Origin of the sequence: Streptococcus suis, from assembly GCF_002960425.1 — a bacterium.
GTDB classification, from domain to species: Bacteria; Bacillota; Bacilli; order Lactobacillales; family Streptococcaceae; genus Streptococcus; species Streptococcus suis_S.
Genome location: NZ_POIZ01000032.1, coordinates 20788 through 44604 on the forward strand (window position 1 = coordinate 20788; position 23817 = coordinate 44604).

The 23817-nt window shown below is 42.3% G+C and carries 18 protein-coding genes; 4 read left to right on the forward strand and 14 right to left on the reverse strand.

What is annotated here, in order from left to right; translation table 11 throughout:
* Nucleotides 1–4: 4 nt before the first annotated feature.
* From C1G57_RS03630 to parE, 5 genes are all read right to left on the reverse strand, one after another.
* Nucleotides 5–565: a GTP pyrophosphokinase gene (locus tag C1G57_RS03630; protein ID WP_105113778.1), complete on the reverse strand. Its 561-nt coding sequence runs from the start codon at nucleotides 563–565 to the stop codon at nucleotides 5–7.
* A gap of 27 nt (nucleotides 566–592) precedes the next feature.
* On the reverse strand, nucleotides 593–1096 hold the full coding sequence (locus C1G57_RS03635; protein WP_105113779.1) for a YkvA family protein: 504 nt from the start codon (nucleotides 1094–1096) through the stop codon (nucleotides 593–595).
* 32 nt (nucleotides 1097–1128) lie between these two features.
* The gene (gene fic, locus C1G57_RS03640; protein WP_105113780.1) at nucleotides 1129–1731 is read right to left on the reverse strand and encodes a protein adenylyltransferase Fic; all 603 of its coding nucleotides are present in this window, start codon (nucleotides 1729–1731) and stop codon (nucleotides 1129–1131) included.
* Nucleotides 1732–1817: 86 nt separating this feature from the next.
* Nucleotides 1818–2450 (reverse strand): hypothetical protein, encoded by a 633-nt coding sequence (locus C1G57_RS03645; RefSeq protein WP_105113781.1) that lies wholly within the window; start codon nucleotides 2448–2450, stop codon nucleotides 1818–1820.
* A 10-nt stretch (nucleotides 2451–2460) separates the two neighbouring features.
* On the reverse strand, nucleotides 2461–4404 hold the full coding sequence (parE, locus tag C1G57_RS03650; protein ID WP_105113782.1) for a DNA topoisomerase IV subunit B: 1944 nt from the start codon (nucleotides 4402–4404) through the stop codon (nucleotides 2461–2463).
* A 144-nt stretch (nucleotides 4405–4548) separates the two neighbouring features.
* On the opposite strand from parE, the gene plsY reads away from it, so the two are divergent.
* Nucleotides 4549–5190 (forward strand): glycerol-3-phosphate 1-O-acyltransferase PlsY, encoded by a 642-nt coding sequence (gene plsY / locus C1G57_RS03655; RefSeq protein ID WP_330846771.1) that lies wholly within the window; start codon nucleotides 4549–4551, stop codon nucleotides 5188–5190.
* A gap of 10 nt (nucleotides 5191–5200) precedes the next feature.
* Here the strand turns inward: plsY and addA are convergent, their stop codons facing one another.
* From addA to uvrC, 6 genes are all read right to left on the reverse strand, one after another.
* Entirely contained in the window at nucleotides 5201–8854 is a 3654-nt protein-coding gene (gene addA, locus C1G57_RS03660) for a helicase-exonuclease AddAB subunit AddA (RefSeq protein ID WP_161941099.1), read from the reverse strand.
* A complete protein-coding gene (gene rexB, locus C1G57_RS03665; protein WP_105113785.1) occupies nucleotides 8854–12120 on the reverse strand; it encodes an ATP-dependent nuclease subunit B in 3267 nt (1088 codons plus the stop codon). The genes addA and rexB overlap by 1 nt, the downstream gene beginning before the upstream one ends.
* A 97-nt stretch (nucleotides 12121–12217) precedes the next feature.
* The gene (locus C1G57_RS11230) at nucleotides 12218–12385 is read right to left on the reverse strand and encodes a hypothetical protein (RefSeq protein ID WP_105113786.1); all 168 of its coding nucleotides are present in this window, start codon (nucleotides 12383–12385) and stop codon (nucleotides 12218–12220) included.
* A 618-nt stretch (nucleotides 12386–13003) separates the two neighbouring features.
* On the reverse strand, nucleotides 13004–14317 hold the full coding sequence (obgE, locus tag C1G57_RS03675) for a GTPase ObgE (protein WP_105113787.1): 1314 nt from the start codon (nucleotides 14315–14317) through the stop codon (nucleotides 13004–13006).
* A 45-nt stretch (nucleotides 14318–14362) separates the two neighbouring features.
* Complete coding sequence (locus tag C1G57_RS03680) at nucleotides 14363–14491, reverse strand: DUF4044 domain-containing protein (RefSeq protein ID WP_002943675.1); 129 nt, start codon at nucleotides 14489–14491, stop codon at nucleotides 14363–14365.
* A gap of 57 nt (nucleotides 14492–14548) precedes the next feature.
* Nucleotides 14549–16333, reverse strand: a complete 1785-nt coding sequence (gene uvrC / locus C1G57_RS03685; protein ID WP_105113788.1) for an excinuclease ABC subunit UvrC — start codon at nucleotides 16331–16333, stop codon at nucleotides 14549–14551.
* A gap of 186 nt (nucleotides 16334–16519) precedes the next feature.
* Between uvrC and C1G57_RS03690 the strand changes: the two genes are divergently transcribed.
* Both C1G57_RS03690 and C1G57_RS03695 read left to right on the forward strand, forming a co-directional pair.
* The gene (locus tag C1G57_RS03690) at nucleotides 16520–18718 is read left to right on the forward strand and encodes an ABC transporter substrate-binding protein/permease (RefSeq protein WP_105113789.1); all 2199 of its coding nucleotides are present in this window, start codon (nucleotides 16520–16522) and stop codon (nucleotides 18716–18718) included.
* Nucleotides 18718–19458, forward strand: a complete 741-nt coding sequence (locus C1G57_RS03695) for an amino acid ABC transporter ATP-binding protein (protein ID WP_105113790.1) — start codon at nucleotides 18718–18720, stop codon at nucleotides 19456–19458. The genes C1G57_RS03690 and C1G57_RS03695 overlap by 1 nt, the downstream gene beginning before the upstream one ends.
* A 25-nt stretch (nucleotides 19459–19483) precedes the next feature.
* On the opposite strand, the gene C1G57_RS03700 is transcribed toward C1G57_RS03695, so the two are convergent.
* Both C1G57_RS03700 and C1G57_RS03705 read right to left on the reverse strand, forming a co-directional pair.
* Entirely contained in the window at nucleotides 19484–19978 is a 495-nt protein-coding gene (locus C1G57_RS03700) for an adenylate kinase (RefSeq protein WP_105113791.1), read from the reverse strand.
* A complete protein-coding gene (locus tag C1G57_RS03705; RefSeq protein ID WP_105113792.1) occupies nucleotides 19975–20466 on the reverse strand; it encodes a GNAT family N-acetyltransferase in 492 nt (163 codons plus the stop codon). The genes C1G57_RS03700 and C1G57_RS03705 overlap by 4 nt, the downstream gene beginning before the upstream one ends.
* A gap of 300 nt (nucleotides 20467–20766) precedes the next feature.
* Between C1G57_RS03705 and C1G57_RS03710 the strand changes: the two genes are divergently transcribed.
* Nucleotides 20767–22299 carry an ATP-binding cassette domain-containing protein gene (locus tag C1G57_RS03710; protein ID WP_105113793.1) on the forward strand — a complete coding sequence of 511 codons (1533 nt, stop codon included), beginning with the start codon at nucleotides 20767–20769 and terminating at the stop codon, nucleotides 22297–22299.
* Between the two features lie 65 nt (nucleotides 22300–22364).
* Here C1G57_RS03710 and C1G57_RS03715 read toward each other — a convergent pair whose 3' ends face one another.
* Nucleotides 22365–23645 carry an O-acetylhomoserine aminocarboxypropyltransferase/cysteine synthase family protein gene (locus tag C1G57_RS03715; protein WP_105113794.1) on the reverse strand — a complete coding sequence of 427 codons (1281 nt, stop codon included), beginning with the start codon at nucleotides 23643–23645 and terminating at the stop codon, nucleotides 22365–22367.
* Nucleotides 23646–23817: the final 172 nt, after the last annotated feature.

Genomic DNA, 23817 nt, shown 5'->3' on the forward strand with positions numbered 1-23817 from the left:
TCATTTACCCCACAAACTTCCTTTTATACTTGATATGACTAGCAATATTGCCTTCGACATCTTTCTCGTCCCACAGTTGCAATTCCCATGGGTAATAGAAATTATTCTTATTTTTGAAATAGATATGAATGCCGACATAGTCGTCCTTATCTCGCAGGTACCAGTTTTTCAGTCCATATTTTTCCTGCCAGTCATCCAGACGCTCCATGACCTCCGCGATTTCCTCAGAAGTCAAAATCATACGAGCACCGAAAATATCATTGAGAATGGAGTTGACAGGATATCCCTCATTTCTCTCCTTAAAACGATCAATCTTATCCAAAATCGACTCCGATGTTTTAACACGATAAAAATAGGCAATATCCTTGACATCTGCACGCATCAAGTAATCGTTAATGGACTCGTGTAAGTTGAGTCGATAAGTCAGAATAGGTTGAGTTGGCACCTTGGCAAAGGTATGCTTGAGATTGACTTTTTCAACCTTACCTGTTTCAAAATAATCCTTTGAATACTCCAGATGAATACGGTTAATTTCACTTATTAATCGTTCAACTTTCTCTAACATCTTCTTTCTCCTCGTAAAATAGCAGAGCTACTTTTCCACCTTCCACTGACTTGCTTGCCAGTTTCTGAAATCATCCACATCAGACTTAACTAATTTGAGGCAGGCATTAAGGACAAAGGCATCATCCAACAAACCAGGTCCGAATAGGAAATCAGGCAGAGCATCCAGTGGGCTAAAAAAGTAGATTAAGGCACCGATTGTAGCTAAAATAGCTCCTTTTGGTAAGGCTGTATATTCTCGCTTAACATAGCTTCTAACCATGGAAATCATTCCTGGAATGGCTGAAAACTTGTCCCCGCCAAATGGAAGTCGTGCCAATTTCTTCTCTATATTTTGCAGAAAATGTTCCAATTTCCCTTGATCAGACAACAAGGCCTCTGCCCGTTCTCTAGTCTTGGAGGATTTCCAAGTTTCAAGCGCCTGGTCAAACTTTTCTTCTAATTCCTGTTTGTTTTTAAATGGCTTGCGCTTTCGAGCCCATTCAGTCAGCTGTTTTTGAAAACGGTCAGTTAATTTTACTCTTAGTGGCATAAAACACCTCACATAGTTTGCTTGTGCTAGAATTACAAATCCTCTGTCCGATAGAGGTTGTAACCCTCATAGAAATAAGAATGGTCGATACCTTTGAAATAAGTAGCCTGACCAAGATCGTCAGTCAAAGAATGTAGCAAGAGGTATTTGAGTTCACCTGTTGACACATGGCTTCTAATCATGGCATTGAAATACTCGTCTTTATCAATGTTATTCCAATCAATGACCTTGCCCAAACTAGCCCGAAACATACAATCCAACCAGATACGCATACTGCGTCCATTTCCTTCTCGGAATGGATGTGCAATGTTCATATCCGCATATTTTTCAACGATTTCGTCAAAGTTTTCATGAGGTAGCTTGTCAATATAGGCCAAAGACTGCTCCAGAAAAATCCGGGGAGCGAATTGAAAATTATCCTTGGCAATGTTGACATCACGAATTTTCCCTGCAAAGTCGTAAATATCCTCGAATAAAGCCTGATGAATGTGTGCCAAACCTGCAAAAGTCCCAACTTCTATCTGGAATAACTGACCAGTTTCGAAGAGTTGAGCTGCTTTTTTCTTGCTGATTTGCTCTTCAAGACGGGCTAATTCAGCCGAATTTTCAATCCCCAATTTATTTTCTAACACCATACTACACCTCAATTTTTCTTGAAAAGTTTACAATCTCAAATAAATTCCTAATGAAAAACATTTTTGAATATTAATCATTCTAAAATTTACTCTTTATCATGTAAATTCTCAATAGCTGTTCCAAGTATTGTAGAACTAAATGATTCAATAAAATCTTTTAGCCTACTAATAGAAACTTTAAAATCACAAATGTATTGAGGGGACATAATATCCTTATGATAAACTCTTCCATGAGTGATCTCTTTTTCTGTTAGTTCAATTGCTGACTTATAGACCAATTTTATATTAGTTAATTCAAATCGTATATTCTTATTTAGGATGTTATTATATTCTTTTTCTGTTTGTTTTAGTTCACAAAATGCAATTATTGTAGCTAAATCGTTCAAACTCTCATCATTTAAAAAGTCAATTGTCTTATTTTTCCTATCCAATCTATCAAGTGCTACAGTTGCATTATATAAACTTTTTCGATAGTACAAATCAACTCTCACTTGCTGAATAGTCTGATTCGTTTTTTCCTCCATGTTTCTAACTGATGTTAAAAGATTGAAGTTAATCCACAACGACAGAATTGCTATTAATCCAGACAAAATACCAATAAAGTTAGTAATAGACTCAACAGTATTTTTACTATCATTGTTTTGTGAAAGATAAGTCAAAATACCTGATACTAAAACAGCAATAAACAATATTATTGATATAATTTCTTTATTTTTCAAATCTCTCACCTTAAAACACAGTATTCTCTTCCAAGGTAAACTTGACATTGTCCTCAATCCACTTGCGGCGTGGCTCGACCTTGTCGCCCATGAGGACGGATACACGGCGTTCAGCACGGGCTAGATCTTCAATGGTGACACGGATAAGGGTACGGGTTTCGGGGTTCATGGTTGTTTCCCAGAGCTGATCGGCATTCATCTCACCAAGACCCTTGTAGCGTTGGAGGATAAAGCCCTTGCCAAAATCCTTGCGGAGATCTTCTAATTCTCCGTCAGACCAGGCATAAGCAATCTTTTCTGTCTTGCCCTTGCCTTTTGACATCTTGTAGAGGGGTGGAAGGGCGATGTAAATCCGTCCTGCTTCTACCAATGGTCGCATGTAGCGATAGAAGAAAGTCAGCAAGAGGGTCTGAATGTGAGCACCGTCCGTATCCGCATCGGTCATGATAATAATCTTGTCATAGTTGACATCTTCAATAGTAAAATCTGACCCAACACCTGCACCAATGGTGTAAATCATGGTGTTGATTTCTTCGTTTTTGAGGATGTCCGCCATTTTAGCCTTGGCGGTGTTGATCACCTTGCCTCGCAAAGGTAGAATGGCTTGGAACTTGCGGTCACGGCCCTGTTTGGCAGAGCCTCCGGCTGAATCTCCCTCGACCAGATAAAGTTCGTTTTTGGCTGGATTTTTAGACTGGGCTGGGGTTAATTTTCCTGATAGGAGGCCCTTGTCCTTCTTATTTTTCTTACCGTTTCGGGATTCGTCACGCGCCTTACGCGCAGCCTCGCGGGCGTCACGCGCCTTGATGGCTTTACGAACTAGATTTGAAGCTAATTCCCCATTTTCCAAAAGGAAGAAGGTTAGCTTGTCCGACACAATGCCGTCCACCACAGGACGAGCAAGTGGGCTTCCCAGCTTGTCCTTGGTCTGCCCTTCGAACTGCAAATGCTCTTCTGGTACAAGGATAGAAAGAACCGCAGACAGCCCCTCGCGGTAGTCAGAGCCTTCCAAATTCTTGTCCTTTTCCTTGAGCAAGTTGGTCTTACGAGCATAGTCGTTCATGGCCTTGGTAATGGCCAGTTTGAGACCTGTTTCGTGGGTACCGCCGTCCTTGGTCCGAACGTTGTTAACGAAAGACAGGATATTGTCTGAATAGCCGTCGTTGTACTGCATGGCCACTTGGACTTGGAAACCTGCTTCTTCTCCTTCAAAATAGAGGACTGGTGTCAGGGTTTCCTTATCTTCGTTGAGGTAGGATACAAAGTCCTGCACGCCATTTTCATAGTGATACTCTTCCTGCTCACCAGTCCGCTCATCTGTCAAGGTCATGGTGACTTGTTTGAGCAAGAAGGCTGATTCTTTCAGACGTTCGGCAATGGTGTTGAACTTGAAATCGGTCGTTGAGAAGATGCTATCGTCAGGCATAAAGGTAACTTTTGTACCTGTTTTTGATTTTGGAGCGGTACCAATCTTCTCTAAAGTCGTAACTGGTTTTCCGCCCTGCTCAAACCGTTGCTTGTAAACAGCACCGTCACGGGTAATCTCAACTTCCAACCAGCTGGACAGGGCATTGACCACCGAAGAACCAACCCCGTGGAGACCACCTGAAGTTTTGTAGCCACCTTGACCGAACTTACCACCTGCGTGGAGAACGGTGAAGATAACTTCGACTGTTGGCTTGCCTGTTGCGTGCATACCGACAGGCATTCCGCGTCCACGGTCGGAAACAGACAGGCTACCATCCTTGTTAATAGTCACGTCAATCCGATCACCGAAACCAGACAGGGCTTCATCGACAGCGTTGTCAACAATCTCCCAGACCATGTGGTGCAAGCCATTTCCGTCTGTTGAGCCGATGTACATACCAGGGCGTTTGCGAACGGCATCCAGCCCTTCCAGTACCTGAATGGCATCGTCATTATAGTTATTTATGTTAATCTCTTTCTTAGCCAAAACTGACCTCCATACTTGTCATCCTTACTATATTACAAGTTTTTCAGCATTTTTGCAAAATTTTTCTGCTGACTTTCGGCTGGGACAGGTAAGAAAACGCATTTGAGGAGAATTCAAAGGAAATTGTGCTATAATGGAAGCATGATAGTCAATCTTATTTTATTATTTATTGCATATTTATTGGGTTCTATTCCGTCAGGGCTTTGGATTGGTCAAGCTTTTTTCAAGATCAACATTCGTGAACATGGTTCGGGAAATACTGGAACAACCAACACATTCCGTATTTTAGGTCCAAAGGCTGGTACGATTGTATTTGTAATTGATTTTCTAAAAGGAACTGTAGCAGCCTTGCTTCCGGTCATCTTTCATACTCAAGGGATTTCTCCAATTGTCTTTGGCTTAGTAGCCGTATTGGGGCATACATTTCCTATCTTTGCTCAATTCAAAGGTGGAAAGGCTGTTGCCACATCTGCTGGTATGTTGTTAGGTGTCGCACCTGCTTTCTGTCTCTATCTGGTTGTCATCTTTGCTACTTCACTCTTTTTGACATCAATGGTGTCTTGCTCAAGTGTATTAGCATCAGCTTTAGCAATCTTAGGAGCTCTGCTATTTCCAGCAGTGAAATTTATCCTACCTAGCTATGACTGGCTCTTTACCATTATCATCGTCTTTTTGGGGCTCTTTGTCATCGTTCGGCACAAGGAAAATATCCAACGAATTTTGAAAAAAGAAGAAAATCTAGTCCCATTCGGACTCAATCTAACCAAACAGAAAAAGCGAGTTTAACCACTCGCTTTTAATTTGTATTGACTTCTACCACTTCAATCCTTTCCCCACCAAGCAAAATCAAATGGCAGTCTACACGATCTATCTTGTAGGCTTTTTTCAATGCCTCGGCATAGAGTTGCATTTGAGCTTGGTAACGTTGGCTGACTTGGCTTGGTTGGTCATACTTGTCAGTCTTGTAATCAAAGAGGACAATATGATCAGCATATAGTAGGTAGCCATCAATAATCCCACGAAGGACAAATTGTTCCTGAGATACAGGATCAGTCTGCAAACTTGCAAATGGAGCTTCTCGATGAAGTTTGTCCGTATTAGCTAGAATTTCTCTTCCTAAGTCTGTATCAAAGAAATCTAAAATCATCTGAACATTGATTTTGTCTTTAACCGCTTGCTCAGCATGAACAGCTTCTAGGGCTTCTCTTACCGTATCTTCTGTCACCAACCAAGATAGATCCAAACGTTGCATGAGTTCGTGAACAGCAGAACCGACTTGGGCTCCAGTGATTTTTGGTTTCTTGGAGAAATCTGGCAGGTTGAAGGTCCGTGTTGGCTGGTATTTTTCCATAACTTCCATGCCTTCTTGTTCCAAGATTGGTTCATAAAGTTTTTTGATCTGACTTGGAGTGCGTAAACTTGGTAATTCAATAGCAGCCTTATAGCGTTCGTTCAACTCTTGAACAGAAGACAATTGGTCCAAGGCCTGGGCAATATCTTCTGATTGACGAATATCTTTAAGGCTGGCGTCTTCAAGCTTATTCTTCAATGTCAGTTTACCAATCTTCTCCTCTGTCAAATCCTCATCCGTTACAAAGACTTTCTTGAAGTGCAAGTCTTCTCCTGAGAAGGCCTCATCAATGGCTAGAATCCAGTCTTGGAAGGTCGCCATACTTTCACGAGTTGATTGGGCAAGGACGCCATCTTCCTTCTTACCATCGTATTTTTCAGCTAACTTGTCAGCATTGCCCTTTCCAACCAGATACAGCTTCTTCTCTGCACGCGTTAGTGCAACATAAAGCAACCGCATTTGTTCTGAAAGATTTGCGATTTTTAGCTCTTGGAGATTCTTTTGATAAGGCAGGGTGTTCATTAAGACTCGCACCTGAGGCAATGGGCTAGTTACCTTATCTTTCATATCCGCTAAATATTGGATACCCAGACCATTTTTTCGGCTGATAATGACTGACTGGTAATGGTCTTCCAAGTTAAATCGCTTATCGATGTTCATGAGGAAGACATACTTGAACTCCAAACCTTTTGACTTGTGGATAGTCATAAGCTGTACAGCATTTTGCGGTAGAAACTCTTGTACATCTGCCAAATCCTTATCATTTGCTAAGGCACGGTCAATCATGGCGATGAACCGGGACAAGCCCTTGTAACCTGTTTTTTCAAACTGGTTGGCACGCAGACCTAGTGCATAGAGATTGGCCTGACGCTTGCTGCCATTTGGAAGAGCACCAACATAGTCATAGTAGAATTTTTCATTGAAAATCTTCCAAATCAGGTCATAAATAGAATGCAGTTTGGCATAGGCACGCCAGTTTTCCAAAATAGACAAGAAATCCTTGATTTTCTTTTTCAACTCTCCTGACATCAGTTCAGGATGTTGCCCACTTGCTTGCTGGGCTATTTCCATTTTCTGGTAAAAAAAACCTGTCCCATCCTGCAAGGAAATCCGTGTCAGCTCATCCTCATCGAATCGGAACATAGGTGATTTAAGCAAGGCAACGAGGGCATAGTCATTGAGTGGGTTATTGATAACCCGCAAGGTATCCAGCATAATCATGACTTCTAAAGATTGCAGATAGGAGGCTGCTCCGCCATCTGCCACAATTGGAATCCCATGTTTTTCAAAAATGGACATAATGAGGTCATTGTGCGTCCGCTTTTGTACCAAGAGAGTGATGTCCTTGAAGTCTGCTCCTTCTTCATTGTGAAGACGAATAATCTCTTTTGCAACGACCTCAATTTCACCAGCAGTCAGAGGTGTTTCTTCCTCAGCATCCGTTGATGAATGTGCGCTCTCCTGCTGGTCGTAAATCAAGTATTCCATCTCATGCTTGGGCTGGGCAATTTTTTGACCAGGACTACCAGCAACTAAACTGTGGGTGTCGTCATACTTGATTTCTCCTACTTGACGGTCCATCAGGCGCGTGAAAATCGCATTTGTTGCCTCCAAGACCTCAATCTGACTACGGAAGTTTTCCTTGAGCAAAATCAATTTCCCTGCCTGAGGATTTGCCTGATACAGTTCAAATTTCTCTTGGAAAATCATTGGATCCGCCTGACGGAATCGATAGATGGACTGCTTAATGTCGCCTACCATAAAGCGGTTGTGACCGTTAGACAGCAGGTCCAGCATTCGCTCTTGGCTATGGTTGTTATCCTGGTACTCGTCCACCATGACTTCGTGGTATTTTTCTTGGAAAAACTGGCGGATGTCTGCATTTTCTTCTAAAATACGAATAGCGAAATGCCCAATATCGCCAAATTCAAAAGCTGCTTCCTTGATTTTGACATCCAGATAAGCCTGCGAAAAATCCAAGACAAAGTCACGTAATAATATCAGCAAGGGCAAAGCTTGAACCTGATAATCTTTCAGCAGGGTCAATTCATAAACTTCCTGACCCAAATCTCGTAATTCTGAGATAATCTGGTTCTTGCCAGTATTGTATTCTTCTTTAAAGGCCATCAAATGCTCATCTTTTGGTCGATTGGCATTGGTCAGACCCTTGCCTCTGGACTGGTCATTGATGAGAAGGATTCTTTCAACCCGTTCCATCAAGTCCTTCTGGTCCAGACTATCTAAACCTGTCAGCAAATCCAAAACTTCTTCCACATTTGCAAAATACTTGGCGGAACCAAAGTCATTTCTGCCCCATTCCACATGGTAGCGGAAGAAATCTGCAGCTTGATAGAGCTTGTCTAACACTTTTTCCTTAAAGCCTTGCTCTAAGATCAGCTCTATACGCTCTTGACTGTACAAATCAGCTTGAACAGCCTGCTCTTTCAGCCATTTAGTTGGACTGCTGGTCGATTGGCTAAAATCATGCACCTGATAAACAACCTGACGGAAACCACTATTATCCTTGCGGTTGCCTGAAAAATTGCGAACTAATTTTCGGAATGCACCATTTTCATCCTTTTCAAGATAATCTGCAAAGAGCTGGTCAAAGACCTCTTTTTTCAGACTTGCTTTTTCTGTCTCATCCTGTAAGATCCGAAACTGTGGAGAAATACCAAGGCTATAACCATAGGTAGTCACCAATTTCTGCGTAAAGGAGTCCATGGTCCCAATATCCGCCTTGGTCAAATCCGCCAACTGAGCCGACAAATGCCGGCGCAAGTCCATATTCGTCGTCTCCGCAATGGTTTCATTGAGATTTTTCTCGATCCGCTCCTTCAACTCACCAGCTGCTTTGACTGTAAAGGTCGAGATAAAGAGCTGGTCTATTCCCACGCCACGCTTCAACTTATCCAAAATCCGTTGAACCATGACGAAGGTCTTGCCTGACCCAGCCGATGCAGAGACCAGAACATTCTGACCATGCGTATAGATGGCTTCAATCTGCTCAGGTGTGCGTTTTTGTTGCTTATCAGAATTGGCTTCCGCCAGCTGCACAACCTTGATTTCTTCCGCGCTTAAAAATTGTTCAAAAGCCATTAGTCCTGACCTCCTTTCATTCGTTCCATCCAATCTTGACGCTTGGCCTCTTTGACCAACCGCCGCGCCATGCCCATGTGCCGATCCGCCTCAAAACCAGTGATTGCCTTCAGCTGCTCACCAGCCACCGAACGCCCATCTTTGGTATAAGGGTTAATAGCAAAGCGACCATCCAGGATGGCCTTGGCAGCTTGTTTGTAGAGTTCTTGGTTGTGGTTCAATAAAACCGCAAACTCTTCTTCCGTGTAGAGTTGGTTACGAGTCTGATAAAAATGATTGAGCCCCTGACTTTCCTCCTTCAAGAAAAGCCCCTTGTAAACCAAGCTCGTATTGGCAGCTCCTTCTAGCTGTTCTAAATTCTTCGTATCCTTTAACTTGATAATCGGATCCTGCAAATGCAAATACATAGCTCCAAAAACTGGTTTATCCTTGGTTTCATCCAGCTCTTGTAAGGCTGCCAAGTAGGTCACCAACTGAGGTTTGAGACCATTGTAAAAATCCCCAACTGAAAAAGATTGGTCGCTGGACTTGTAATCCACAACACCGACAGCCTGATTGATTTGCAAGGTATCCAAGCGGTCAATTGTACCATTTACATGCACACTCTTGCCATTTTGAAGGTCAAAAACCAGTGCTTTATCCTGACGGAAACTTTTTTCCTGACCATCAATTTCAACCAAATCATTATCCCGCAAAATGGTTGCACTGGAACGAGCAATCTTATCCAGTACCTCCTCCGTATAGCGAGCATCCGCATCTTGGTTATAGAACATAGCAAATTCTGCCTCGTCACGCGTATGCAGGATGGCCTTGTCCACTTTTTGATCAAAATCTAGCTCAGATTGGTCCATGACCACTCGTTCGAAAATCCGATGCAAGAACAAACCATGCTGAAAGGCAGTCGGATGGATGGATTCTTGTTCCCGCAAGCGAAGAACATTACGGACAAAGTAAAGATATTGGTTGTTGTAGAAATTGGTCAAGCTGGATGCAGAAAGATTGAGCGGCTTATCCTCTGGATATAAAGCAGCCAAGGTATCAGCTGCAAGCTGTTTAGAAGCAATATCACCAGTAATGGTCGGAATTTCAATGCCTTGCGACTCCAATTTCTTCTTCAAATGGCGAACCAAGACTGTCCAGAAGGCCGTCTGCCCTTCCCACTCCTCTTTTTCAAGGCTTGGTCTTTCCGACTCAATCAAACGGGATAAGAGACTCTTGTAGTGACCGATATCTTGCGGACTAAGTGATTTCATCCTTCCACGTTCTTCGGATTTCAGCCCCATTTTTTGAAGAGTTTTAATATAAGGGGAGAGACTATCCTCACCTTCGTTATAAATCTGAGGAGTTGAAATGACTAACTGTTCCGTCGCAGCATTCAGCAGAGACATCATGGCTGCATGGTTCTTCTTGATATTCTCTCGACTGACCAAATCAAAACGTGAAGAACTAGCCGAAACAAGATTGACTTTTTCCATCTCTTCTTCTGTCAATAGACTGGTATTCTTGGCAACTTTTGGAAAATTGGACTGGCCCATTCCGATAGCATAAACATACTTAGCAGTGTGTGGCTCGATCAAATCATAGGATTTGACATTGACCACATCAACCGTTGCAGGAACGGTACGATAGTGACTAGCCTGCATGCCGGCCTGTAAAATAGCCAGAAAATCATCCATTTTCAATTTTTCTTTTCCGAAAATCTGATGAAAATTCTCTAGAATATGGGTAAAACTTTTCCAGACCTGCTCTTCTTTTTCTTGCTCTACTTCACTCAAATTTCGAGACATTTTTTCCATATTTTTAGGAAGCTCAATTGCCTCCAAAAATGCCATAAATTTCTCAAGCAAGGCAGTTCCAGATTGTGGTCCAGCCTTAAACAGCTGGTTCAAAGGCTCCATAATCTTAGCACGTAGGGGTTCCAAGACAGTCAAATCATAGACAAGTCGCTTCTCCTTGACAGTTTCAACATCGTAGTCCGCTCTGCCATTGACCGAAAAAGCCCTCGAAAAAGCAGCCTGCCCCCTCATATCCACAAAGAGAACATAAGACTCAAAAAGGTCCAGCTCTTTTTGGGAAATGCTGGCGTACAAACCAGATTTGAGAAGATTGAGCAAGTCTTCCGCTCGGAAACGATAGCGGCGCAAACGTTCCAAGGACTCCACAAAATGAACCAGGGGATGATGACTCATCTCCTCTGCCTTACCAAAATAGTAGGGAATATCATACTTGTCAAAAATCTTACCAATCTGCAACTTGTAGCTATCCACATCACCTAAGAGCAACAAGATGTCTTTATAGCGAGCCCCTTGATGCACATGCTGACGAATCGCAGTCGCAACCTGCTCCACCTCTTCTTTTTGGTTAACAACTTCCCATAGCTGGATTTTTTCTTGGTCTGCTGGAGTCAAGTCTATCATGGTCCCGCTGTAGTCATAATAGGCTTCCATATTCTTTGAAAATTTACCAATACTGTCCAAGACTGGCTCTTGACCAATATAAGTAGCCTTGGTCTGGAACTGTGCTGATAACTGGCGCAAAAAGTCAACGTTAGCTTGATAAACATTACCTTCAATATAGGTGGCTTGTACAGCTTTCTTGCTGGCATAGGCGCCAATCAGAATTTCCGACACCCGTTCATTTAAAGCACTTACTAAAGCTTCTTCTTCTGCCGAAAAACGAGAAAATCCGTCTACCACCAGTACAATGTTCTTCAACTGTTCATCCAACTGACCAGTTTCCACCAAGCTCGTCAGCTGTGCTAACTTAGACTGATGCTCAAAGCCTTCTTTGGACAAAATGTCTGTTACAGCCAGAAAAATCTTCACCAAATCAGCCTGCTTATCTGGTGACTCCATGGCTTCCAAGTCCAAAATAGACATATTTGCCCGTTGCAACTCTTTGTATAAAGCAACTAGCTGGCTAATGAACACAAAATCTGTCTGTAAACGACCATAGACTTTCAAGTCGCCGTCTTCAAATTGCGACAAAACACGAAAGAAAATCATGGCAAGACCAACATCATCCAGCGGTTGACCTGCTTCTTTCCTTTCAATCATCAAATAGCGGGCCAATTGCCCAAAACGGGTCACGATAATATCAAAAGTTGCCTGTTCAGGTAGGTATTCCAAGACCTTTCGCTCCATCTCAAAGGATAGAGAGTTTGGAGCAATGTAAAAAACTCGCTTACCTTCCTTAGCAAATTCTGCAGCACTATCCGTTAAATACTGCGTCAGAGGATTGCGAATATCTGTATAGACTAATTTCATCTTTCGTTCTCATTCTTTCCTGAATATACTATGTCTAGTATATCAAAATCTAACAAAAAAATGGTCCAATGGACCATTTTTCGGAAAGATAAACTTTCTAACTACTCTTTTCTTGCTCTTTAGCCAAACGCTCCCTCTCCAAACGCAATTTTCGATTGGGATTGAGTGTATTGAAGAGTTCTTCTAATTTCTCAGCATTCCAAACATCGGCAGCTGAGACAAAATTTCCATCCTTATCCTTGAAGGATATCGGTTTATCACCCATACAAACCTCCAATTTTTTTGATAATTGTTTACTGGTCCTAGTTCGATTAGACAGCTGAAACAGTTCCCCAAACTGTTTCACTCCACTGGACAAGTTACGACATGGAGTACAGGCAGTCGATACTACTGCCTGTACGAAATTAGGAAGGTTAGTAGGTAGTCCGCCATAGCGGCTACCGTACTACATCAAGTCCTTTAGGACTTGGCGTAGTTTGACTAGCAAGTTAACTTGCCGTCAAACTGCTTACCTCGCTTTCGAATTTTCAGGCTCGAGCTGCGATGGTCGCTTTCTTATTTCTAGGTGACCAGCTGAAAAAGTCCACTGGACTTTTTCACTCCGCCAGACAAGTTGCGACATGGAGTTCAGGCAGCCGATACTACTGTCCGCCTTAGCGGCTACCGTACTACATCAAGTCCTTTAGAACTTAGATGTGATTCTAAAGTTACGACACGGAACCCAAATGGTCGATACTACCATTTGGGTGAAGTTAGTAAGGTAGCTAGCCAAGGTCCCCTAGGACTTGGCGTAGTTTGACTAGCAAGTTAACTTGCAGTCAAACTGCTTACCTCGCTTTCGAATTTTCAGGCTCGGGCTGAAAAAGTCCACTGGACTTTTTCACTAATCAACAAACTCAAATTCGAACTTGCCGATGCGGACGGTGTCGCCGTCTTTGGCTCCACGCGCACGGAGGGCTTCGTCAACACCCATACCACGCAACTGGCGGGCGAATTTCATGACAGATTCGTCACGGTCAAAGTTGGTCATGGTGAAGAGTTTTTCGAGCTTGTCACCTGATAGAACCCAGCTAGCATCATCTGCACGGCTGATGTCAAATTCTGGCTCATCTGGGTTAAAGCCATAGTAAGCTTCTTCCTCTTGGAAATCTGATTCATCATAAAGCAAGAATTCTGGCGTTTTCTCTAGCAATTCTGCTGTTGCTTCCAAGAGATTTTCCAAACCTTGATGGGCAATCCCTGAAATTGGGAAAATCTGTGGCAGTTCGTCGAATTCATCATAGTTTGCTGCCAATTTTTTCTTAAATTCTTTCAGATTTTCTGCTGCATCAGGCATATCCATCTTGTTAGCAACGATAATCTGCGGGCGTTCCATGAGACGAAGATTGTAGGTTTCCAATTCATTGTTGATGGCTACATAGTCCTCATAAGGATCACGACCTTCACTTGCTGACATATCCAAGACATGCAAGATAACACGTGTCCGCTCGATATGGCGAAGGAATTGGGTACCTAGACCGACACCTTGACTAGCCCCTTCAATCAAACCTGGAAGGTCGGCAACAGCAAATGACTCACCAGATTTAGTACGAACCATACCCAAATTTGGCACAATGGTAGTAAAGTGATAGGCACCAATTTTGGGCTTTGCAGCTGTAATGACACTGAGAAGGGTTGATTTTCCAACTGATGGAAAACCAACAAGGCCAACATCAGCTAGCACTTTTAATTCCAATTCCAATTGGCGCTCTTCACCTGGTTCCCCGTTTTCAGAAATCTCTGGAGCAGGATTTTTTGGTGTCGCAAAGCGGATATTTCCACGACCACCTCGACCACCATGGGCAATGATAAATTCTTGGCCATGCTCTACCAAGTCCGTAATCACCTTACCAGTTTCTGCATCGCGGACAGTTGTCCCCTGTGGAACTCGAACAATTAAGTCCTCCGCTCCACGTCCATGCATTCCCTTGGTCATTCCTTTTTCACCATCGTCAGCCTTAAAGCGACGGTTGTAACGGAAGTCCATCAAGGTTCGCAAACCTTCATCCACAACAAAGACCACATTGCCGCCTCTTCCACCGTCACCGCCCCACGGACCGCCGTTTGGAACATATTTTTCGCGGCGAAAGGCTACCATACCATCGCCACCCTTTCCAGCCTTGACTGTAATCTTGGCTGTATCTAAAAACATACTCATAATTTACCTATTCTTTCTGTCAAAAAGACGCTATACAGCGCCTTCTTAATTCATCAAAGCATTGATTGCCGGCAAAATCAAACCAGCTAATGTCACGACAACCATCACGACAACGATTACTAATGTTACTTTCTCAAATGTTGTTTTCTTGTGTTTTTCTTCACCAAAAGCCATCGCTTTCTCCTTATTTCAGTTTAAATCAGTTTATTTTACCACAATTTTGCCCCTTTTTCAATTCTCATCTTTTGGAGCCAAACATTCCTTCACCTTCTCCGCCACCTTATACGGCACACCAGCTTCTGCGATTTCTTGCAAACTGGCTGACTGGATATTGCCAATAGACTTGAAATGCTTCATCAAAGCCTGCTTGCGTTTTGGTCCTAGACCTTCTATGCCGTCCAATTTTGATGAGAAGGAATTTTTTGACCGAACCTGACGGTGAAACTCAATAGCAAAGCGGTGCACTTCATCTTGAATCCGATGCAGGAGGAAAAATTCCTGAGAATTACGGGGCAACTCCACCACTTCCAGCGGATTGCCAAAGAGCAATTCGTGGGTCTGGTGCTTGTCATTCTTCTGCAAACCTGCAATGGGGATGGACATACCCAACTCCTGCTCAATGACCTGCTTGGCGACATTGACCTGACCCTGACCACCGTCAATGATAATCAAATCAGGCGGTGTCAAACCGTCCCGTAGCACCCGACTGTACCTCCGTTGCAACACTTCCCGCATGGAAGCATAGTCATCTGGTCCCTCCACCGTCTTAATCTTGTATTTGCGGTATTCCTTTTTATTAGGCACACCATTTTCAAAGACCACCATAGCCGACACAGGGCTGGTTCCCATGATGTTGGAGTTATCAAAAGCCTCAATCCGCACAGGCGTCGGAATGCCCAAAAGCTGACCGATATTCTCCACAGCACCGTACGTCTTCTCCAGATTTTTCTCCAAGAGATTAAACTTCTGCTCCAGACTGACACGGGCATTCTTGGTTGCCAGATTGATGAGTTGCTTCTTCTCGCCACGCTGAGGCTTGATGACCTTGGTATCCACCAGAGCTTCTACGGCTTCTTGGTCAATATCCTGCGGTATCAAGACCTCAGACGGTATCAAATGTTGCTGGTCCCTGTAAAACTGACCAATATAGGTCAAAAAGTCTTCGTCCGCATCATTATAATATGGAAAAAGATTGACATTCCGCTCAATCAGTTTCCCCTGACGAACAAAGAATACCTGCACGCACATCCAGCCCTTGTCCACATAGTAGCCAAAGACATCCCGATTCTGCAAGTCATGGGCCATCACACGTTGCTTGGTCCGCAGGGTTGAAATGGATTGCAGGACATCTCGGTATTCCGCAGCCTTTTCAAATTCCAGATTAGCAGCTGCCGTTTTCATCTTGTCCTGAACTTCCTTGACAATCTTATCATCATGCCCCGTCAAGAACTGGGCAACCTCCTTACTCATCTTGTCATAGTCAGACAGGCTGGGCAGGTTTTCCCCATGGGCCAGACATTGCCCCAAATGATAATAAAGACAATACTTGTTCTCAGGCAATTTACACTTGCGGAAAGGATAGAGGCGTTCCAATAGTTTGAGGGTCTGGTTGGCCGCACCCACATCTGGATAGGGACCAAAATACTGACCACCGTCCTTTTTTATCTGCCGTGTAATGATCAGCCGTGGGTGACGTTCCTTGGTAATTTTAATAAAAGGATAAGACTTGTCATCCTTGAGCATGATGTTATAGCGAGGCTTGTTTTCCTGAATCAGATTGATTTCCAGCAAGAGCGCCTCGATATTGGAATCCGTCACGATAAATTCAAAGTCGGCAATTTCAGATACCAAGGCCTCTGTCTTGGTATCATGGGCACCACGAAAATAAGACCGGACCCGATTGCGCAGGTTTTTGGCCTTACCCACATAGATAATCTTTCCGTACTTGTTTTTATGGAGGTAGCAACCTGGACTGTCCGGCAGCAACTCCAATTTGTGCTTGATTAAATCGTTCATAAGACTATTGTATCACAAGTTTATTCAATCAGATACTAGACATTTTCTCAAAAAACATTAAATTTTCACACAATTTAATAACCTTGGATGTCATATTTTCTTACATAACTAATTGGTAGTTTTTGCAATATTTTTCAGATTGTGATATACTAGGACAGTTATTTTATAAATAGAAGGAGTATGAAAATGAAGAAAAAATTACTCATTTTATTGACAAGTATCTTGTCAGTATTCTTTATTTTTACAGGTGTCAAGGCTGACGATACCATTGATATTGTCTTCGATAATGCCTACGCACCATTCGAGTTTAAAGACTCAGACCAAGTTTACAAAGGATTAGACGTTGATATCATCAATGAAGTAGCGAAACGCTCTGGCTGGACTATGAATCAGTCATTCCCAGGTTTTGATGCTGCTGTCAACGCAGTTCAAGCTGGATCTGCCGATGCCCTTATGGCTGGTACAACCATTACAGAACCACGTAAGAAGGTCTTTACCTTCTCTGATCCTTACTTCGATACCAAAATCGTTATTGCTACAACCAAGTCAAACACGATTGCTAAGTACGAAGATCTCAAAGGTAAAACAGTTGGGGTAAAAAATGGTACCGCTGCTCAAGCCTTTCTTGAAGAAAACAAGGATAAGTACGGTTACACCATCAAAACCTTTGATACAGGTGATTTGATGTATAACAGTCTTTCTACTGGTGCAGTCGATGCTGTTATGGATGATGAAGCTGTTATCCAGTACGCAATCCAACAAGGCCAAGACCTTAGTATTGATATCGCTGGAGAAGCGATTGGTTCATTTGGTTTCTCTGTTAAAAAGGGCAGCCAGTATGAGTACCTTGTAGAAGACTTCAACAAGGCCCTTGCTGCTATGAAGGAAGACGGTACTTACCAACAAATCATGAACAAGTGGTTGGGCTCAACAACAGCTTCTGCTGAAACCACTGACTACTCTTCTCGTCTCAGCTTGACTGGTAGCGCGACCGCAAAGGCAACACCGGTAAAATCAAGCTACACAATCGTTGCTGATTCATCATTTGCCCCATTTGAATACCAGGATGAAACTGGTCAGTATGTCGGCATTGATATGGAATTGATTAAGGCTATCGCTGAACAACAAGGTTTCACTATTACCATTCAAAACCCTGGCTTTGATGCAGCCTTGAACGCTGTTCAGGCTGGACAAGCTGATGCGGTTATCGCTGGTATGTCTATCACAGACGCTCGCAAGGAAATCTTTGATTTCTCAGATGCTTACTATTCATCCAACATCCTTCTTGCTGTCAAGAACAGTAGTGACATTGCTTCGTACGAAGATTTGAAAGGTAAAACTGTTGGTGCTAAAAACGGTACTGCTTCTTACACTTTCTTGGAAAGCAACAAAGACAAGTACGGTTATACTCTAAAGGCTTTTGACGAAGCATCTGGTATGTATGACAGCTTGAACTCAGGTTCTATTGATGCCCTCATGGATGACGAAGCTGTATTGCTTTACGCTATCCAACAAGGTCGTGACTTTGCAACTCCAATCCCTGGTGAAAAATCTGGTGAGTACGGCTTCGCTGTTAAAAAAGGCACAAACCCTGAGTTGATTGAAATGTTCAACAATGGTATGGCTGCCCTTGTAGAATCTGGCAAATACGACGAAATTCTTAATAAATATTTCAACGCAACAGAAGAAACAAGTGCAACTACTTCAACCGTAGACGAAACAACCATTGTTGGTCTTTTGAAAAACAACTACGGTCAGTTGCTTTCAGGTCTTGGTATCACAATCGGCCTTGCACTTCTTTCATTTGCCATTGCTATTGTTATCGGTATTATCTTCGGTATGTTCGCGGTTAGTCCAATCAAAGCCCTCCGTGTAACTGCATCTGTTTTCGTTGATGTGGTTCGTGGTATTCCTTTGATGATTGTAGCTGCTTTCATCTTCTGGGGAATTCCTAACTTGATTGAATCTATCACAGGTCAACAGTCACCAATCAACGACTTCGTTGCTGGTACTATTGCCCTATCCCTCAACTCTGGTGCCTATATCGCTGAGATTGTTCGTGGTGGTATTCAGGCTGTTCCTGCTGGTCAAATGGAAGCATCACGCAGTTTGGGTATTTCTTACGGAACAACCATGCGTAAGATTATCTTGCCACAGGCTGGTAAAATCATGTTGCCAAACTTCATCAACCAATTCGTTATCACTTTGAAAGATACGACTATCATCTCTGCTATCGGTTTGGTGGAGCTCTTCCAAGCAGGTAAAATTATCATCGCTCGTAACTACCAATCCTTCCGTATGTATGCAATCCTTGCCATTATCTACTTGGTGGTTATCACGCTCTTAACTCGCTTGGCTCGTAATCTTGAAAAAGGAGGCAAATAATGGCTCAATTAAAAATTAACGTCCATGACTTGCACAAGTATTATGGAAAAAACGAAGTATTAAAAGGTATCACTGCTAAGTTCTATGAAGGCGATGTGGTTTGTATCATCGGTCCTTCTGGTTCTGGTAAATCTACCTTCCTTCGTACCATGAACTTGCTTGAAACCATTACAAGTGGTCAAGTAACTGTTGACGGATATGATTTGACAGATCCTAAGACAGATGTCGATGCCTTCCGAGCTAACGTCGGTATGGTATTCCAGCACTTCAACCTTTTCCCACATATGACTGTACTGGACAACATCACGTTTGCTCCTATCGAACATAAGTTGATGGACAAGGCTGAAGCTGAGAAAGTCGGCATGGAATTGTTGGAAAAAGTTGGTTTGGCTGACAAACGCGACGCTATGCCAGATAGCCTTTCAGGTGGTCAGAAGCAACGTGTTGCGATTGCTCGTGCCCTCGCAATGAATCCAGACATCATGCTCTTTGACGAGCCAACTTCTGCCCTTGACCCAGAAATGGTCGGAGACGTTCTTAACGTAATGAAAGACTTGGCTGAACAAGGTATGACCATGTTGATCGTAACACACGAGATGGGCTTCGCCCGCAAGGTTGCCAACCGCGTTATCTTTACGGATGGTGGTGAGTTCCTTGAAGATGGTACACCTGAACAAATCTTCGATAACCCACAACACCCACGTCTCAAAGACTTCCTTGATAAGGTCTTGAACGTGTAAGCTAAACGAAAAGCCTTGACACAAGTCAAGGTTTTTTGAGTTGCTCCAAAAAATCGTTAGCCTCTTTTCTGGATGAAAATATAAAAATTTCCTTGTCCTTATAAACGGACAGCAGATTGAAAATATTTGGGCGAACCTGCGTTCGAAAATTCTTTACAAACTCTAATAATTCTTCATCAACAGTCATCTCAACCCATGGCATATCCACTCTCGGTTTGCCAACACGACTGTATAGCCCCTCCACGCAAACTGCTTCTGGATAATCTAAAAATAGTATCGTATCACAAGCCGCCATTCGAAGTTCATAAGTCCCCCCATAATTATCATCGATAATCCACTCTTCTTGCCTTAATACTTCTTCTTGACGAGCTTGAAAAACTTCCCTAGCAACTGTTGTCTTGTCCGATAACCAGTTTAACTGATCTAAATGATAGAGGGGCAGTCCTGTAATTTCTTTCAATTTCAGTGAAAAGGTCGATTTTCCGGCACCAGGGCAACCAATAATCATTACTTTCTTCATACTGTTAACCTATAGGACCAACCTTTCTTTGTCTTTTCAACAGCTTCAAAGCCACATTTTTCAAATAATTTTCGAGAACCTATATTCCAATCATAGATTTCTTTGACAAGAATTTCTTTGAAGCCTATTTCGTTGGCTCGCTTTATCATGGTGTTTAATACCTTAAAACCAATTCCCTTATGCCAATATCGCTTATCTCCAACCGCAATAGCAAAATCATCAGCAAACAGCGTCACATCACCAATTGGGATAAACTGATCGTCTTCAAAAATTTCAATAAAGTAACATTCGCCATTTTTAGACAAATAATCATACATACGATCGAGCAAGTCAAGACTATAACGTTCTTGATCACCATCAATGAGCCAGACCAATTCTAAATCTTGATGCCATTCAAAAGCAAAATCATGAATCCCATCATATCTACGAAGCCGAATCTGTTTATCTATTTCTAAAATATCTGCTTGCTCAATTCCCGTGATTGCCATTTCGGATCCTCTCTCATTAACATTAAGTTCATTTTAACATACATCTCTATCAATATCAATAAATGTTATAGCACACTGATTGACAAGCTTTTATCGATATGCTATACTAAAACAAATAAAGCATTGTGAGGTAAGGAGAAATGGACAATAACGAGTAAACTTCATCTAAGTTCTATACTTATTTAGTAGTTTTCTTGCGTCCATTTTTCTGTTTTCTCTATTCACAGAATAGAGTCTTTTTGAGCAGATTTCGACACACTACTAAATAGGTAGTGTGTTTTTTCTTGTAAAGGAGGCCTTATGCTACTAACCACTCAGCACCTATCCCTAGACCACCAAAAAGACCTAAGAAATCTGGTTCAGGACCTGAATCTCAATGTCAACCCTGGCGATAAAATAGCCATTATCGGCGAAGAAGGTAATGGCAAATCCAGTCTATTACTCACCTTGATGGATTCAGCTCTTGTCACAGATTACCTACTCCTATCAGGCAGCATTCACCGATATTTTCACTCGCCAGTCTATATTCCCCAAAGTCTTCCACTGGAAATGGCAGAGCTGACCTTGAACGACTACTTCTTTGGAGATATAGAAAAGGACATTGATTATGGTCTACTCTACCTCTACGCTGACCAGCTGCAATTTGCCAGCGAACGATTTGCCAGTCAACAAGTCATTGGAAGCCTATCTGGCGGAGAAAAACTCAAAATCCAGCTAATCAAATCCCTGGCTACTCCTTCTGACATTATCTTCCTAGATGAACCGTCCAATGACTTAGATTTGGATACCTTGCTTTGGCTGGAAAATTATATCATCACTAGCCCTAAAACCATCCTATTTGTTTCACATGATGAAGATTTTCTTAGTAAAACAGCTACAAAAATCATTCACCTAGAATCTGTTAAAAAGAAAACACTTGCTCAAACAAAGGTTGAAGAATTGGACTATCAAGATTACACACAGAAGCGCCTACAAGCCTATCAGAAACAAGTTCAACAAGCTCGGAACGACCAAAAAGAATTTGACAAGGCTATGAACAAGCACCTACGTCAAAAATCACAGGTTCGCCACACCCTGCTCAACACCCATGATGCTACATTGGGACGGCTCATTGCCAAGAAAATGAAGAATGTCCTTTCGCGTGAAAAACGCTATGAAAGGATGAAGGAAAATCTCACACAAGTTCCTTTTCATCCAGATGCCATCTCCCTCTTCTTCTCAGATATTTCCCCACTACCAGCTAGAAAACAAGTGCTTCATTTAGAAAACTTCCAATTAAACGTTGAAGAGCGACAATTAGCTCAAAATATCCATTTCAACTTAAATGGACAAGAGAAAATTGGCATCATTGGACAAAATGGAATTGGTAAATCCAGTTTTCTAAAGCTAATCTATCAAGAACTCAGGCAACGAGCGGATATAAACTTGGGTTACATGCCCCAGCACTATTCAGAAGTCCTTGATGAATCTAAAACTCCACTTGATTTTTTATTAGCAAATGGCAATCGTGAGCAGGAACAACTGATCTTAACGCACCTAGCCAGCTTACAATTTACACGACAAGAAGTTCATCACAAGATTAGCCAACTGTCAGGTGGACAAAAAGCCAAGTTACTCTTGTTAAAAATGGTCCTTGATCAAGCCAATTTTCTCTTACTAGACGAACCTAGTCGAAACTTCTCTCCTACTTCTCAGCCATATATTCGTCAACTGTTTGCCGATTATCCAGGTGGCTTGGTATGCGTATCACACGACAGACACTTTTTGAAAGAAGTTTGTCAAAGAATCTACCGACTAACTGAGAATGGACTGGAAGAACTAGAGCACATATAAAAAGGAAACTAGCACACGCCAAATTTCCTTTTCTAATGATATTTCGAATGTGTTCGCTTTACAGCTTATAGTTTATCAAGAGCAAGCTGTAAGTCCTCAATCAAATCATTGACATTTTCAAGACCGACAGATAGGCGGATTTGATTTGGCGTCACGCCTGCTGCAATCTGGTCTGCCGGCGCTAATTGAGCATGGGTAGTTGTAGCTGGATGAACGACCAGTGACTTAGCATCAGCAACGTTTGCTAAATTAGAAAAAATTTCCAAACTATCAATAACCTTACGTGCTTCTTCTGCTCCGCCTTTTACTTGGAAAGAGAAGATAGAACCAACACCTTTTGGCAGGTATTTATCCGCCAAATGCTTATAAGGACTATCTGGAAGTGATGGATAATTGACCGACTCTACCTGAGGATGACTAAGTAAAAAGTCAACAATTTTTTCAGCATTAGATACATGACGCTCTACACGGAGAGACAAGGTTTCTAACCCTTGCAAAAGCAAGAAGGCGTTGAATGGAGAAAGGGCAGCACCTGTATCACGAAGTAATTGTACACGAACTGCTACAATAAATGCAGCAGCACCAATATCACGAGTATAACTAATGTTATGATAGCTTGGATCTTCCTCAACAAATTGCGGGAACTTACCAGATGCCGCCCAGTCAAACTTGCCACTATCGACAATCACACCGCCAATTGTCGTACCATGCCCACCGATAAACTTTGTTGCAGAATGAACTGCGATATCAACACCATGAGAAAATACATTAATCAAATATGGAGTTGCGAAGGTATTATCTGAAACAAGCGGGATGTGGTGGTTGTGTGCAATTTCTGCCAATTTTTCAAGATCAGGAATATTGATAACAGGATTTCCCAGGGTTTCAATAAATACAAGTTTTGTATTATCTTGAATGGCAGCTTCTACTGCTTCAAAGTCATCAATATCGACAAAGCTTGTTGTAATACCATAGCGAGGAAGGGTTTCTTTGAATAGGTTAAAAGTCCCGCCATAGAGTGTCGTTGCCGCCACAATGTGATCTCCAGCATGTGCTAATGCTAGAATAGTGTATGTGATGGCTGCCATTCCTGAAGAAGTGGCCAAGGCTCCAATCCCTCCTTCTAAAGCCGCTACGCGATTTTCAAAAGTAGAGACCGTGGGATTCGTGATTCGAGTATAGATATTCCCTGATTTACGCAAAGCGAATAAATCTTCTGCTTCTTGAGCGTTTTCAAAAACATAGGAAGTGGTTTGATAGATCGGTACAGCACGTGATTTTGACGCGGGATCAACATCCTGTCCAGCATGGAGTTGAAGGGTTTCAAATGAAAATTCTCTAGTCATAAAGGTACTCCTTTGGTCTTTTTCTGTATTCTACCCTATTTTTTCCATCTTGACTAATACTTTTTCTATGCAAAAAGGTATAGTTATCAGCTATATCTGCTACCACTTATGAATAACTTTCGTCTGATAAACAGAAATAACACTCTACATTACCACCGACTGCTTAAGATGA

Coding starts and splice junctions, on each gene's coding strand:
- C1G57_RS03630 (WP_105113778.1), bottom strand. CDS start 565: ATGTTAGAGAAAGTTGAACGATTAATAAGTGAAATTAACCGTATTCAT.
- C1G57_RS03635 (WP_105113779.1), bottom strand. CDS start 1,096: ATGCCACTAAGAGTAAAATTAACTGACCGTTTTCAAAAACAGCTGACT.
- fic (WP_105113780.1), bottom strand. CDS start 1,731: ATGGTGTTAGAAAATAAATTGGGGATTGAAAATTCGGCTGAATTAGCC.
- addA (WP_161941099.1), bottom strand. CDS start 8,854: ATGGCTTTTGAACAATTTTTAAGCGCGGAAGAAATCAAGGTTGTGCAG.
- rexB (WP_105113785.1), bottom strand. CDS start 12,120: ATGAAATTAGTCTATACAGATATTCGCAATCCTCTGACGCAGTATTTA.
- C1G57_RS11230 (WP_105113786.1), bottom strand. CDS start 12,385: ATGGGTGATAAACCGATATCCTTCAAGGATAAGGATGGAAATTTTGTC.
- obgE (WP_105113787.1), bottom strand. CDS start 14,317: ATGAGTATGTTTTTAGATACAGCCAAGATTACAGTCAAGGCTGGAAAG.
- C1G57_RS03680 (WP_002943675.1), bottom strand. CDS start 14,491: ATGGCTTTTGGTGAAGAAAAACACAAGAAAACAACATTTGAGAAAGTA.
- uvrC (WP_105113788.1), bottom strand. CDS start 16,333: ATGAACGATTTAATCAAGCACAAATTGGAGTTGCTGCCGGACAGTCCA.
- C1G57_RS03690 (WP_105113789.1), top strand. CDS start 16,520: ATGAAGAAAAAATTACTCATTTTATTGACAAGTATCTTGTCAGTATTC.
- C1G57_RS03695 (WP_105113790.1), top strand. CDS start 18,718: ATGGCTCAATTAAAAATTAACGTCCATGACTTGCACAAGTATTATGGA.
- C1G57_RS03700 (WP_105113791.1), bottom strand. CDS start 19,978: ATGAAGAAAGTAATGATTATTGGTTGCCCTGGTGCCGGAAAATCGACC.
- C1G57_RS03705 (WP_105113792.1), bottom strand. CDS start 20,466: ATGGCAATCACGGGAATTGAGCAAGCAGATATTTTAGAAATAGATAAA.
- C1G57_RS03710 (WP_105113793.1), top strand. CDS start 20,767: ATGCTACTAACCACTCAGCACCTATCCCTAGACCACCAAAAAGACCTA.
- C1G57_RS03715 (WP_105113794.1), bottom strand. CDS start 23,645: ATGACTAGAGAATTTTCATTTGAAACCCTTCAACTCCATGCTGGACAG.